Source organism: Alkaliphilus oremlandii OhILAs, from assembly GCF_000018325.1.
GTDB lineage: Bacteria > Bacillota > Clostridia > Peptostreptococcales > Natronincolaceae > Alkaliphilus_B > Alkaliphilus_B oremlandii.
Map to the genome: position 1 here is coordinate 68,105 of NC_009922.1, position 14,614 is coordinate 82,718.

Annotated in this window: 13 protein-coding genes and 1 rRNA gene; 11 read left to right on the forward strand and 3 right to left on the reverse strand. The window is 36.4% G+C overall.

Annotated features, from left to right (window positions below):
* Positions 1-65 precede the first annotated feature (65 nt).
* From rrf to CLOS_RS00360, 6 genes are all read left to right on the forward strand, one after another.
* Positions 66-182: ribosomal RNA gene (rrf, locus tag CLOS_RS00335) — 5S ribosomal RNA — on the forward strand.
* Between the two features lie 422 nt (positions 183-604).
* The gene (locus CLOS_RS00340) at positions 605-2,092 is read left to right on the forward strand and encodes a methyl-accepting chemotaxis protein (RefSeq protein WP_012157937.1); all 1,488 of its coding nucleotides are present in this window, start codon (positions 605-607) and stop codon (positions 2,090-2,092) included.
* Between the two features lie 155 nt (positions 2,093-2,247).
* The gene (locus tag CLOS_RS00345; protein ID WP_041718840.1) at positions 2,248-2,589 is read left to right on the forward strand and encodes a metal-sensitive transcriptional regulator; all 342 of its coding nucleotides are present in this window, start codon (positions 2,248-2,250) and stop codon (positions 2,587-2,589) included.
* A gap of 256 nt (positions 2,590-2,845) precedes the next feature.
* Complete coding sequence (locus CLOS_RS00350; protein WP_012157939.1) at positions 2,846-5,305, forward strand: heavy metal translocating P-type ATPase; 2,460 nt, start codon at positions 2,846-2,848, stop codon at positions 5,303-5,305.
* Positions 5,306-5,400: 95 nt separating this feature from the next.
* A complete protein-coding gene (locus CLOS_RS00355; RefSeq protein ID WP_012157940.1) occupies positions 5,401-5,616 on the forward strand; it encodes a heavy-metal-associated domain-containing protein in 216 nt (71 codons plus the stop codon).
* Positions 5,617-5,764: 148 nt separating this feature from the next.
* Positions 5,765-8,329 carry a GH39 family glycosyl hydrolase gene (locus CLOS_RS00360; RefSeq protein ID WP_012157941.1) on the forward strand — a complete coding sequence of 855 codons (2,565 nt, stop codon included), beginning with the start codon at positions 5,765-5,767 and terminating at the stop codon, positions 8,327-8,329.
* 95 nt (positions 8,330-8,424) lie between these two features.
* Here the strand turns inward: CLOS_RS00360 and mltG are convergent, their stop codons facing one another.
* Positions 8,425-9,444, reverse strand: coding sequence for an endolytic transglycosylase MltG (gene mltG / locus CLOS_RS00365; protein WP_012157942.1), 1,020 nt, complete (start codon positions 9,442-9,444; stop codon positions 8,425-8,427).
* 268 nt (positions 9,445-9,712) lie between these two features.
* On the opposite strand from mltG, the gene CLOS_RS00370 reads away from it, so the two are divergent.
* Together CLOS_RS00370 and CLOS_RS00375 are read left to right on the forward strand one after the other, a co-directional pair.
* Positions 9,713-10,780, forward strand: a complete 1,068-nt coding sequence (locus CLOS_RS00370; RefSeq protein ID WP_012157943.1) for an acyltransferase — start codon at positions 9,713-9,715, stop codon at positions 10,778-10,780.
* 222 nt (positions 10,781-11,002) lie between these two features.
* Positions 11,003-11,203, forward strand: a complete 201-nt coding sequence (locus CLOS_RS00375) for a hypothetical protein (RefSeq protein ID WP_041718842.1) — start codon at positions 11,003-11,005, stop codon at positions 11,201-11,203.
* A 132-nt stretch (positions 11,204-11,335) separates the two neighbouring features.
* Here CLOS_RS00375 and CLOS_RS16465 read toward each other — a convergent pair whose 3' ends face one another.
* The gene (locus CLOS_RS16465; protein WP_041718844.1) at positions 11,336-11,524 is read right to left on the reverse strand and encodes a sigma factor G inhibitor Gin; all 189 of its coding nucleotides are present in this window, start codon (positions 11,522-11,524) and stop codon (positions 11,336-11,338) included.
* Between the two features lie 238 nt (positions 11,525-11,762).
* Positions 11,763-11,912 carry a hypothetical protein gene (locus CLOS_RS15740; protein WP_156774365.1) on the reverse strand — a complete coding sequence of 50 codons (150 nt, stop codon included), beginning with the start codon at positions 11,910-11,912 and terminating at the stop codon, positions 11,763-11,765.
* Between the two features lie 254 nt (positions 11,913-12,166).
* Between CLOS_RS15740 and CLOS_RS00385 the strand changes: the two genes are divergently transcribed.
* Genes CLOS_RS00385 through CLOS_RS00395 form a run of 3 tightly spaced genes read left to right on the forward strand, consistent with a single transcriptional unit; the run spans position 12,167 to position 14,602 of the window.
* A complete protein-coding gene (locus CLOS_RS00385; RefSeq protein ID WP_012157944.1) occupies positions 12,167-13,615 on the forward strand; it encodes an aminotransferase class I/II-fold pyridoxal phosphate-dependent enzyme in 1,449 nt (482 codons plus the stop codon).
* 20 nt (positions 13,616-13,635) lie between these two features.
* Positions 13,636-14,268: a dTMP kinase gene (gene tmk, locus CLOS_RS00390; protein ID WP_012157945.1), complete on the forward strand. Its 633-nt coding sequence runs from the start codon at positions 13,636-13,638 to the stop codon at positions 14,266-14,268.
* Between the two features lie 4 nt (positions 14,269-14,272).
* Positions 14,273-14,602, forward strand: coding sequence for a cyclic-di-AMP receptor (locus CLOS_RS00395; RefSeq protein WP_012157946.1), 330 nt, complete (start codon positions 14,273-14,275; stop codon positions 14,600-14,602).
* The last annotated feature ends 12 nt before the right edge of the window (positions 14,603-14,614 follow it).

The window sequence follows — 14,614 nt, forward strand, 5'->3', positions numbered from 1 at the left end:
AAGCATAGCGGATACAGCTGTGCCTTTTTCCTTTAAAGAACTTCCTAGAATAAAATTCTAATAAATGTCGTGACTATAGCGAAGGGGTCACACCTGTTCCCATACCGAACACAGTAGTTAAGCCCTTCAGCGCTGATGGTACTTGGCGGGAAGCTGCCTGGGAGAGTAGGTCGTTGCGATATAAAAAAGAAAGAGCATAGCTAACATAGTTATGCTCTTTCTTTTTTTATATTTGCTTCATATAATTTATATTAAGAAAGATTGTTTTTTATTAGGATAAGATTTGTTGACAATATAGAATAACTATGTTAAAATTTTATTATTAAAACAAACCAAAACTAACTAAACCAAACTAAAACTACTTATGAATTCCTGAATAAGTAAAAAGGGTGAGGTTTCAAATCAAATTTGTACAATAAGGTTTTGGTATGTAAGTTTATGAAACAGCCAGCCAGAAAGTTCGTATCAAGCTTATGATTAAATAGGACTCTCCCTCCTTTTATATATAAGATTATGGTACGGGCTTTTTTTATGTAAAATAAGAAGGAATGTAGAGTCCCTTGTTGAATTAGATAGTTAAGATCATAGGGGGAGTGTGGGGAAAGTGTTTTGGGAAAGAAAAAGGAAGATAGAGGATCTAAGTAAAAAGATTATTCGAATGTCCCAAGGGGATCTAACCTTTCAATTAGACGATAAGGGTGATAAGGACTTTGGGGGTATTGCAAATTCAATTAACCAGCTGATCTATGGTTTCAGAAATTTCATTGGAAATGTATCGACCACCAATGAAAAAACACTAAACTTTGCAATAGAATTAGAAAATAATGCAAGATATATTTCAGATGCCTCAGCAGATGTGGCATCGGCTGTTATAGATATTGCCTCCGAGGCGACCACTCAGAATCAGGCTGTTTTTCAGGCGAAAGAGTATACGGAGAAAATGGAGAAGGATGCATTAAACATTTTAGAACAGTCGGTAAAAACAAAGATGATATCAAAGGAGATGGTATCCGTTGTTAAAGACAGCACAGAAGTATTTGATCAGGTTGCAAATCTTTTAAATCTGAGCAGCAATTGGAGTATTGATCTTTCAAATAAAATGAACAGTTTAAAAAATGAAGCTGAAAAGATTCAACAGATCACATCTGTAGTTACGAATATCAGTGAAAATACAAATTTATTAGCGTTAAATGCTTCTATTGAAGCGGCTAGGGCAGGTGACTCTGGCAGAGGCTTCGCAGTAGTTGCTGGAGAAGTTAAAAAACTAGCAGAGCAATCTTCAGAATCTGCTGAAGAGATAGAGTCCATCATCAACAGTATCGTTACGAAGGTCAACGATATAACGGATGAAATTGAGGAGCAAGTTGGACAATCTAAAGAAAATATTAAAACAGTGAATCAGAGTAAGGTTTTACTGGATCAGATTTTAGATTCCACGGAGAGTACCTATGAAGCAGTTGAAAGTATTCATAGTTTGGCTCAAGAAGAGGTGGAACTCATTAAAATCTTCAATGATATTATAGAAAAAATTGCATTTGCTACAGAGAAATCAACAGCATTTGCTCAGGAGGCGGCGGCTTCTGGGCAGGAGCAAACGGCTTCTGTTCAAGTAATGTTTGAATCGATTCAAAAGCTAACTTCTATGACCAATGAAGTTCAAAATATTGTAAATGGTTTTGTTAAAGAATTTGTTATGGATGAGAAAATAAAAGCTTTAGTGAATAGAGGGCTGAAAGCCTTAGAAGAGATCAGTCAATTGAGAGAGATTGATGCAATGGATCCTTCGAACTGTGAAAAGATTCTGAGGAATGAAATGAAAAAGCAGGAAGTATTCGAACTTCTAGCTATCATGAATAAGTCGGGAGACAGTAAAGCGATCATTCTTAAGGGACTGGATAGCAGCCAGGATCTGCAAGGAAACTATAGCCATCGACCGTACTTTCAGGAAGCCATAAAGGGCGATCATTTTATTTCTAAGCCATATATTTCGCTATCGACGTATACCTACTGTGTTACAATCGCGGTGCCAATTATAGCACATCAAAGGGAGATCATTGGTATTGTAATGGGAGACTTATCCTTAGAAAATTAGACCGATATAAAGGTAGAGCTGAATATAGAGCGCAACTTTACAAAAATAAGTGAGATAGAGCTTATTTTAGAATAGTTCGCTCTGTTTTTTTACATAATAGGATATAAATATTTGTAAATTTTTTATTTTAGATCCTTTACATACCCTAAGGGGGTATGGTATATTTAATTCAAGGAGATGATTATATGACCAATTGCTGTAGCATGGATAAAGAAGAAAAAAAACCGACAGAAAGCTCAATTAAAACACAGAAATCTGTTCTAGACAGATTAAATAGAATTGAAGGTCAAATAAGAGGGATTAAAAATATGATTGAGAATAACACTTACTGTGACGATGTAATCAATCAAATAGAAGCTTCTAGATCTGCACTGCATTCTGTACAAATTATTTTATTAGAAAGTCACATAAAAAATTGTGTTGTAGAGCAGCTTCAGCAGGGAGAGCGTGATGTAATCGAAGAGGTTCTAAAGACTATAAAAAAATTAACAAAATAAAGTTTATTCGCTCTGGCTCATAAACTTTATGACGCACTCAACTTAAAAAACTGATTTAAGTTTCAAGTGCTCAAAATAAAGTTTGTTTGTTCTGGCTCATAAACTTTATGACGCACTCAACTTAAAAAACTGATTTAAGTTTCAAGTGCTCAAAATAAAGTTTGTTTGTTCTGGCTCATAAACTTTATGACGCACTCAACTTAAAAAACTGATTTAAGTTTCAAGTGCTTAAAATAAATGAAGGGGTGAAACATTTATGAAAGCAATACGAACAGTATCTGTGAAGGGAATGACCTGTGCTGCTTGTTCTGCCGCTGTAGAGCGGAACTTGTCTAAGGCAGAGGGAATTTCTAAAGCCACTGTAAACTTAGCTACAGAGAAGCTTACTGTGGAGTATGACACAGAAAAAATTAGTATGGAGGATATGGTCACTAGAATTGATAAATTAGGCTATAAGCTGATTGATGAAGAAGACTTTAGAGAAATAGTGATTCCTATTAAAGGTATGACCTGTGCGTCCTGCTCTGCTGCTGTAGAAAGGGCACTCAAGAAACAGGAAGGTGTGGTAGCAACCAGTGTGAACTTGGCCACAGAAAAGGCCACAGTGAAATACAACAACGATGTAATTAAGATATCTCAAATAAAGAATGCGATTGAAAAGGCAGGATATGAACCTTTAGATATAGAGGTTGAGGCAAGTAATGATAAAGATAAGGAAGCAAAAGAAAATGAAATCAAAGGTCTTTGGAAAAGATTCGTTGTAGCATTAATATTTACGGCGCCACTATTCTATATTTCCATGGGCCATATGCTGGGTGCACCTTTACCGGAAGTTATAAATCCTCACCACAACCCATTGAATTTTGCCATCGTTCAACTATTTTTAACGATTCCTGTTATGCTGGCAGGACATAAGTTCTATACTGTAGGGTTTAAGACATTGTTTAAAGGTAGTCCAAATATGGATTCATTAATTGCCATAGGTACCAGTGCCGCATTTCTCTACGGTATTTACGCGATCAAAGAGATCGCTGGGGGAAACCAAGATATGGCTATGGAGCTATATTTCGAAACAGCGGGTGTTATTATTACTTTGATCATGCTGGGAAAATATTTTGAAGCGGTATCGAAAGGTAAAACATCGGAAGCTATTAAACAGCTTATGGGATTACAGCCTAAGGCAGCAACTGTTATTGTAGATGGAAAGGAAGTGAAAATTCCGATACAAGAGGTTGAAGTAGGGCATAAAATTGTTGTAAAACCTGGTGAAAAAATACCAGTAGATGGAATTGTAATAGAAGGATATACTTCTGTTGATGAATCTATGTTAACAGGAGAGAGCATTCCAGTAGAGAAAAACAAGGGCGATAGAGTAACCGGTGGAAGTATTAATAAAAATGGCTCCATTGCATTTGAGGCTACAAAAGTTGGAAAGGATACAGCCCTTGCGCAAATAATTAAGCTGGTAGAAGACGCGCAGGGATCAAAGGCACCGATTGCTAAGATGGCGGATATCATTTCAGGATACTTTGTACCGATCGTTATTGCCATTGCTGTTATTGCTGGTGTGATATGGTATTTCACAGGAAGTTCAATCAACTTCTCTTTAACGATATTTATTTCCGTATTAGTAATTGCATGTCCTTGTGCTTTAGGCCTTGCCACACCGACGGCTATTATGGTAGGTACAGGTAAGGGAGCAGAATATGGGGTATTAATTAAAGGTGGCGAAGCATTAGAAACCGCACATCAAATTAAAACCGTTGTATTTGATAAAACAGGTACCATTACAGAGGGAAAACCAAAGGTAACAGATATTATAACGAATGAACAGATCACAGAAGAAGAACTTCTTACGCTTGCAGCATCTGCTGAAAAAGGATCAGAGCATCCCCTTGGAGAAGCCATTGTTAAGGCGGGAGAAGAGCGGAATTTAATCTTAAAGAAGGTAGATCGATTTACTGCGATTCCAGGTCACGGTATCGAGGTTACAATTGAAGGAAAGAATATGCTACTTGGAAATAAAAAGCTAATGGCGGATCGAAAAATTTCAATTACCTTACAGAATGAGTCGGATCAGTTGGCTACAGAAGGCAAAACACCGATGTATATTACGATAGATGGAGATTTAGCAGGAATCATTGCTGTAGCAGACGTTGTGAAGGGAAGCAGTAAAGCAGCCATCGATGCGCTTCATAGAATGGGAATCGAAGTAGCCATGATAACAGGAGATAATAGGAGAACCGCTGAGGCTATAGCAAAGCAAGTGGGCATAGATATCGTGTTGGCGGAGGTTTTACCAGAGGATAAATCCAATGAAGTTAAGAAGCTTCAAGCTTCAGGTAAGAAGGTTGCCATGGTTGGCGATGGTGTAAACGATGCACCTGCTTTAGCCCAAGCAGATATAGGAATGGCCATTGGTTCGGGAACAGACGTTGCAATGGAATCCGCAGATATTGTTTTAATGAGAAGTGATCTGATGGATGTTGTAACAGCGATCCAATTAAGCAAAAAAACAATTAAAAATATTAAAGAAAATTTATTTTGGGCATTTGCCTATAATACCGCAGGAATCCCAATTGCGGCAGGTGTTCTATATGCACTAGGGGGACCATTATTAAACCCAATGATCGGAGCAGGTGCTATGGCTCTTAGTTCAGTTTCTGTAGTTTCAAATGCTTTGAGGCTACGAGGCTTTAAACCATCCCACCGATAGTTCAGCAGTTTGATTTATGCTTTATATGGAATCAAAATCTTCCATATGAACTGAGTCTTTTATATAACAATTTATAATAATTAGGAGGAATAAAGATGAAAAAGAAAATTATGATTGAAGGAATGAGTTGTGGGCATTGTTCAGGAAGAGTAGAGAAAGCACTAAAGGAGCAGTCAGCAGTAAAAGCGGTTACGGTTGATTTAGCTTCTAAAAATGCAGTAGTAGAGCTTTCCGAGGACCTGTCTGACGATGTCATTAAGGAAATCATTGACGATGCAGGATATGATGTCGTAGGGATAGAAAATCTGTAATCGTTTACTTTTAGTAAAATAGGGTATTTAAAGGCGTAAGGGTTATTTGATAACTCTTACGTTTTTTTGTTTTTGAGCAAGAACATATTACACAATATTTTCATACGCAATAGGAGATGAAGCTGAAAGTTCATAAGGAGGAGTAAATATGGATGATGGTTTTGAGCTGATGAATTGGCAGGAGGATTTTCCCATCAGAGGGTCCATCTATAGTATCGAAGGTTTTAAGGTACATTGGCACAGTGCAGTAGAAATCCTATTGGTATTACAAGGAAACGTAAGCCTTGGGGTAGGGGATCATAAATATCTCCTAAAGGAAAACGATTTGATACTAATCAATTATAATGAAATATATAGTATTACCCGGGGAAAGGAAGATAATCTACTACTATCACTCCAGATAGATCCAGTTACATTGTCACAATATGATCCAAACTTCTCAAGGTTGGTATTTGATTGTAAATCTTTTATGTACTGCAAAGACAATCAAGAAAAATTTGATGTCGTTCGGTATTATATGGCGAAGGTCGTATGGGAATACAGTAAAAAAAAGCCAGGATATCAGCTAAGGATAGCCAGTAACATTCATCTATTAGCGGCTCACTTGGTCAATAATTTAACAAACGAAAATTTAAATCAATTAAAGAGTGAAATTAAAGATAAAGATCTTGCTAGATTAAAGAGAATATTATCCTATATCAACGAAAACATAGACAAGAAAATAAGTCTAAAGACAATTGCTAAAAATGAACATATCAGCTATTTTTATTTATCTAGATTTATCAAAGATAACCTGGGTGTTACATTTCAAGAGTATATCAATACTCTAAGGCTGGATAAAGCAGTGAACCTACTTTTAAGCAGCAATAAAACAATAACCGAAGTATCCTATGAAAGCGGATTTGCCAATATAAAGTTGTTCAATAAACTTTTTAAGGAAACCTTTGGCGCCTCTCCTCTGCAATATAAAAAGATACATAAGGAGTCCTCTGAGCAGAAGGGGTATTCTGACAGTCTTCATCACGGGCAGGTAAGCAGAGTTTGTTTAGGTGTGGAGAGAAAAACTGCTTTCAAGAAACTATTGAGCTATCTAAAGCCTATGGACCTGCAGCCTCAACTCAGTGATAAATACAAAACAAATAGGATCAACATTTCTGTGGATGTAAGTACGATAGAGGAGCCGTTGAATCACTACTGGAAAAAGCTCACAACCTTTAGCAGCGCTTCGGAAGGTTTAAGGAGTCAATGGCAAAACCAGCTTAAAGAATTACAGCGAGAAGGCGGTTTTGAGTATATCCGAGTACATGATGTTTTTTCTGATAGAATGATGGTTTGTAATTTTACAGAGGCTGATACCATGGTGTATAATTGGTCCTCTGTAGATGAACTCTTTGACCTTTTTAAAAGCGTAAACATCAAACCCTTTATTGGGCTTGGATTTGTGCCATCTAAGCTCAACAAAATGGATCAACCTATTTTTCTCTGGCAGGACAATAGATCACCTTCCCAACCTATGGAGCTGTGGACAGAGCTAACGAGGGAATTTATAAAGCATTGCATCAATCGGTATGGCTTAAGGGAAGTAGAAACATGGTATTTTGAAGTTTGGAAGGAACCAGAGTTGCCTTATGGATTTTGGGATGGAAGAAATGAAGAAGACTTTGAGTTCTATCGGCAAACTGCTTTGACCATTAAATCGATAGCGCCCACTTTAAAAGTGGGAGGGCCTGGAGCTACATACCATATGAATCAGCAAAGTTATTGGCTCGAAATATTTTTAACCTATTGCAAAGACTACAGTATACCGCTGGATTTTGTTTCGTTGCATATATATCCAGAGGACTATATTGCCAATGAAAAGGAATGTGAAAATATATCAAAGATGCTACAGGAATCCAAGTCGAAGGATGCAATGAAAAAATGGATGGATCTAAAGAAAATCTACCTAGATAAGAACTATACCTTCAATGCTGTGGATTCAGCAAAGAAGACGATCTTAGATGTGTTGAATTTCAATATAGAAACACATATTACGGAATGGTCAGTCTCAACATCCTATGGAAATTTCATACAGGATACAAGCTTTTTGTCCACCTTCATCGTTAAAAATACCTTAGACTGTGTCAACAAAGTGGATGCCATAGGATATGGGGCCTTTACAGATCTTAGGGAAGAAGCAAAGGGGGGGATATCCTCTTTCCATGGTGGGCTGGGCTTAATGAATAAAGAGGGTTTAAAAAAGCCCTCCTACTTTGCTTATCATCTCTTAGATAAGTTAGGCGATGGGATCATCGAAAAGGGAGAAGAATATATCATCACGAAAAAGGATGAAAACATTCAAATATTGGCCTATAACTATGCATATTTTGATGAGATTTTTTTAAAAGGGGATCCCTCTTTATTAACGAGTAAGGAGCGATACTTAGTTTTTGAGGAAAAGTCTCCCAATGAAATCAACTTTAATCTTTCAGGGCTCAATGGGAAATATAAAATTACACGGTATCAACTGGATCGGGAAAATGGTTCTGTATTTGATGAATGGTCTAAGCTGGGGATGGTGGAAAATATGACAAAGGAAGAACTTGAATATTTGCAGGGCAGGGCAGGACCAAAGATTACCGTTGAATATGTAGAGATTCTAGGAGATTATAAGGGGAGGATATTAACATCAGCTCATGGCATTGAGCTGATAACCATAGATAGACAAATTTAAAGAAGCGAAGAACCTAAATTTCTTTCATTATCATGCTTAAAACAAAACCCAGCAGTTCACTTTTACAAGGGAATTGCTGGGTTTTTAGGCATATTCTACTTTTTATTCCGATTTCTATACTTTTGCGCATGGACTTCGTGTTCTGCAAGCGTCTTACTAAAGATATGCTTATCTTCGGTTTCATTTAAAACGTAGAAGAGGAAGTCATGTTCTTCCGGATATAAAGCAGCATCGATGGATGCCTTACTAGGAGATGCAATAGGACCTGGTGGTAGCCCCGGTACCCTGTAAGTGTTAAAAGGCACCATCTTTTCTAACTCAGATTTATAGATATCGGATTTGTGCTCTCTTCCTTTTCCTGTATAATAGATGACGGATGCATCAATTTGGAGCAACATATTTTTTTCTAATCTGTTGTGAATAACGCCGCTAATCATAGGTCTTTCTTCATCATTGACCGCTTCCCTCTCTATTAAAGAAGCGATGGTAAGTACTTGGTGTATAGAGAGGTCCAGTTCCTTTGCCCTGCTCTTATATTCCTCTGTGAAAATATTTTTTATTGGTTCTGCTAAGGTTCGAACAATATCGTCTACAGACTGTCTCTCTGTGAAGTAATAGGTTTCTGGATATAAGTACCCCTCTAAACTAAAGAAAAGGTCCTTCGTAGGAAAATCATAGCCTTCCTTTTCAAAATATCGCTGTGTAGCATCAATAAAGTCCTCTGTAGTACCAAAGCCCAGATCGGATACTCTCTGTGCAATCTGATAAAGCGTAAAACCCTCCGGTATTGTTAATACCATTTGCTCGTCTGGAATTCCCTTCTCTAAGAGCGCAAAAATATTTTCCAATGTGATATTGGAAGGGATAGTATAAGTCCCCGGTTTAATTTTGCGGTCGACGCCAGCATCCTTTGCTTTATATTTAAACCAAGCTTTATTTTTGATGACGCCCTTTTCGTACAATTCATTAGACACATGATTGAGAGAAGCCCCTTTTGGAACCGTGACTTCTACTACGTCTTGATTACTTGATACGGAAAGATACGGGGGGACAAATATTGCGGAAGCGGCTGCTAAAATTCCAACCAATATGAGCATGTAAAATAGCTTTTTCATTTTAATCCTCCAAGGTTTCAAATAAAATATTATATACTATTTTATCACTTTATCTATAAAATTGCATTAAAAAATAAGAATTTGGAAAGTATGAAGGTAATAGATAAAATTCATGTGGAGCGATGATAAATAATAATTATTGAGAATTAGAGGCTATATATTCCAGAAATATGATATAATGATCAGATATGTTTTGAATTAATTAGATTTTAAACGAATAGGGATCATAGGCTTTAAGTTTTCCTATGGTAGCAAGGAGGAAACAGATATGGTTAAGAGAGAGCGAATAGATGAAACAACCATTATGCGAGGAATATCCTGCTTAGCAGTCATTATGGTTCATATTACTGCGAATCCTGTCAGTATGCTCAATGCAGGCAGTCCGAGCAGCATCCTATTTACACTCTTGAATAGAGGATCAAAGTTTACAACGCCAACCTTTTTATTTCTTAGTGGATTAACCTTGTTTTATAGTTATGAAGCTCGTGATTTTTCTTATGGAAAGTTTCTTAAAAGAAGATTTGAATCTACTTTGATTCCTTATTTCATTTGGAGTACGGTGTATTTTATGTACTTCTACTTCAAAGGAATCTATATCTTATCCCCTAAGTTTATTGCTGAAAACTTCCTCTTAGGGAAAACGAGTTACCATCTGTACTTTGTAGTAACAATCACACAATTTTATATACTATTTGGCGGGTTTCTATATATTTATAGAAAATATAATAGTCATTTAATATTGGGCAGTACACTCATAATAAATGTATTATTCCTAAAATATGGAGCACCTTCAATGGTATATGCCGATCGGTTCTTTATCAATTATATATTTTTCTTTTCTCTAGGGTGCTATGTTGCAAGAAATTTATCCAAGGTGAAAGGTTTTATTGTAAAGTATAAGTATGGGATTGTTGGTGGATATATGGGAATGGTGCTCTACGACAGTTATTTATTCTACCAATACTATATTTTACAGCAACCAGTGAGCGTTTTTTGGGTTTCTGTATCTTGGCTTGTGTTTTCTACTGTTTCTATTTTTGCACTGATGTACGTAGGGGATACGATTTTAAACAAGGGTGAAAAAATGCAGCGAATATTTAAAACAATCAGCAAAAGCTCCTATTACGTTTATTTGATGCACCCATTGTTTCTGAATATATCGGATACGTGGCTCATAGAAAAAGGCATTTATTCCATAACAAAGCGCAGTCTTTTAAATATGTTTATTGTATATACGATTTCCTTGTGCTTAAGTATCGGCTATACAAATCTAAAAGCATACTTGAAAAATACGAAAAATAAAACCAATCAAAAAGCTCCCATAAAGCAAGCCTGAAGGTTGCAAAAGGAGTTTTTTTTGTTTATAAGTAAATAAATCGTACTTTAATAGGATCGATTATTTTCGACACAGAATCAAAGTCAATGATATTTGCACTCTTTTTTCGAAAGAAAGTTTATTGTTTCAACAAATGAGACATATTTCCTAGGAAATATTGCAGGATTTTGGAAACCAATGTAGAAATACTCCTTAGTAAACACCAATTGAGGAGTGGTAATTATGTTTCAAATATTTACGGGAATAGCGCTTTTAGGATTAATTTTAATACCGATTCTGATACTGATTTTAGCTTTTTGCCAAAATTTAAGTGAACACATCAATGTAAAACCAAAGCAGCAAATTCCTACACAAGTGAGAACAAAAACAAATTACAGAACTACCAATAAAGTATCTGAAAGTAATTTAAGAATTGTAAAATAGTCTATCTGCCCCGACACGGCGATACAGGCTATTTTTTTATGACCTAACTCAATTTATGGGACCGAAAAGAGTAATAAATTGATGGTAGGTCAACAGAGCGAACACCAAATTTACCCGACTGCCAAACATGCACTAATGGGATGGAAAGAGTGCACCCTTCCAAATGGATTTAAGATTTTTTTTAATTATTTCATATCGAAGCTCATTAGAGCCAGCGTGCGTTATTTCTAATTCACAACTTCTACATATGTATTGGTTCAGTAATATAATTCCTTCATCATCTATCTTGTTGCAAAAACAACAGCTTAAGCCCTCTTCCATCAAAATTCACCAGCCCTTACCTTTATTTTGAGTACCGATTTCGGCACTTAGAATTCAAAACCGAAATTTGAATCCTATTGTTATTTTTGCCTATATTTATTATGTTATTCAGTATTCCTGTACATTGTTCTGATAAAAAATTAATAGAAGTAGGAAGTTTACATAGACAAGGAAAGGCTGCCTTTCCTTTTAAATAACATGAAAAAGCAGCCAATGAGAACTTATAATTTTTAAATTTTTATTTATTCGTATTTAAAGCCATTTTTTTTCTTTCATCTTTTATTTGTTCAATAGGGACGGAAAGCATTTGAGAAATTTCTAGATCTGACTTTTTGCTGCCATAAGCCAATAAAAATTCTTTTAAATTCGTAATCCTTTTATGGGCCATTTATCAACACCATCCTTATCTAATGAACTCTATATTATTAAAATAAAATTTGTTCGCTCAAGCTCACAAACTTTAAGTCGCACTTAATTCTAAATAAATCATTAGAATTTAAATGCTCAAAGCTAATAAGATGAAACCAGACATTGTCTGTACCTATAGTATTTCTAAAAAACAAATATTTTATACCATAAAGGTAAAAAAATTTTTTTCTAGAATATATATAAACCATCAACTATAGCACTAGGAACGAAAGGATGAAGGCAATGCAAGATTTACCAGTTATTAATAGATTGTTAGACTTAAATAATGAAAATATCGTATCCTTCCATGTGCCGGGGCACAAAAATGGAAGGCTATATGAGCGATTTCAATATAAAAACTTTATTGACGTTTTACATCAGCTAGATACCACTGAAATTTTAGGCACAGATAATCTACATCATCCTGAAGATGTTATAAAAGAAAGTCAGGAACGGGCAAGTAAGGTTTTCGGAAGTGAAGAAACTTTCTTTTTAGTCAATGGAAGCACTTCTGGTATCTATAGTATGATAATGGCAGCCACATCCCCAGGAGATAAAATACTGATCGATCGGAACTGCCACCAGTCTGTGATCAATGCCATGATACTGGGTGATCTAGTACCCATCTATATCTATCCAAGAATAGAGGAGGGGCAGGGAATTTCCATCGGTATGCCGGAAGAGGAGATCGAAAGGCAGCTTATAGCCCATAAAGAGATCAAGGCGGTGATCCTGACCTACCCTACTTATTATGGTATTGCATGGGATTTAAAAAAAATAGGGGAAATTGTGCATAAATATGATAAAATACTATTAATAGATGAAGCCCATGGTGCCCATTTTGGGTTGAGTGTTCATCTGCCACCTACAGCTTTAAGCTGTGGTGCAGACTGTGTGGTGCAAAGCACCCATAAAACCCTACCTTCATTTACACAAAGTTCAATGCTCCATATTCAAGGCAATCGAGTCCAACGAGAAAAATTAAAGTCTATGCTGAAAATTCACCAAAGCAGTAGTCCATCCTATCTATTACTTTCATCCTTAGACTTTGCAGTGATGCTCTATAAAGAACAGGGTGAAGCTTTAATGGAGGAACTGCTGAGAAATATTGAAGGGTTTAAAGCGGATATTGGAACCTGTAGCAGGATAAAAGTTATGGGAGAAGAAGTCGTAGGAGAAAATAAAGCATTTGCACTGGATCCTACGAGACTATGGATTGCCGTAGAGGGTGTGAAGGGATATGATTTGGACGCCATTCTTAGAAAGCGGTTTCGCATACAGATGGAACTTTCCAATGAATATGGCGTACTGGCCGTAACGACCATGGGGAATAACAAAGCGGATTTTGATCAATTGCAGCGAGCCTTACAGATCATAAGCAGCGAGTATATGGATCGCTGTATAGAAGAAATAGACGTGCAAAGATATAGAGCACCGAAGCAAGTTCTTACGCCGAGAGCGGCATTCTATGGAAAGAAAAAGAGAATTCTACTGAAAGAAAGCATCGGTGAAATCAGTGGAGAATATATCATACCCTACCCACCAGGTATTCCGCTGGTCATACCTGGCGAGGAAATTAATGAAGAGGTTTTAAATGTCTTGGATCAGATGATCAAAGGAAAAAAAGAGATTTTAGGACTTAGAGATGGGGCCTATCAATGGATAGACGTAATACTACGATGAAATATTAATGAGGTGATTGTGTGCACAAAGGATTATTCATTACGATAGAGGGACCGGATGGTTCGGGGAAATCTACACAAATCCATTTTATAAAGAGATTTTTAGAAGAAAAAGGGTATAAGGTAGTATTAACAAGGGAACCCGGTGGAACAGTAATAGGGGAGAAAATAAGAGAACTGGTACTGGATAAAAACCATAAAGAGATGGCCAATGTCACAGAAGCTCTGCTATATGCCGCATCTAGAGCGCAACATGTGGCACAGCGAATTATTCCAGCCATTGAAGAGGGAAGCATTGTGCTATGCGATCGATTTGTGGACTCCAGCATTGTATATCAAGGAAAGGGTAGAGGCCTTGGTGTCGAGAATATTCGAGACATTAATGATTTTGCAACCATGGGGCTAAAGCCAGACCTGACGATTTTATTAGATATAGATCCGGAAATTGGCATTGAAAGAGCGAAATCGGCAAAGGAAGCAGATCGATTGGAGCAGGAAAAAATAGATTTTCATAGAATCGTTTATGATGGATATAAGGAATTGGTTCAGATGTATCCAGAGCGCATCAAGGTTGTTGATGCGAACCAATCCATTGAAGAAGTGAGCAAAGGAATTGAATATATATTAAATAAAATATTATTAAGGGAGGAATAGGGATATGAAATTAATTATTGCCATTGTTAATGATGAGGATGTGCATCATCTGATAGAAGATTTAACAAAATCTAAGTTTATGGTGACAAAGTTAGCAACCACAGGCGGATTTTTAAAATCTGGAAATACTACTTTGTTAATTGGTGTTGACGATGAAAAAGTAGATCAAGTAATTGGAATTATAAAAGACAATTGTGAAACTAGAAAGCAAACCATTACTTCTACAACACCGATATCTGGTGCAGCAGGGGTATTTATTCCATACCCTGTAGAAGTTCGAGTTGGTGGAGCGACTATATTTGTTGTAGATATTGAAAAACATGTAAAATTGTAAGAGAAGGTAGGG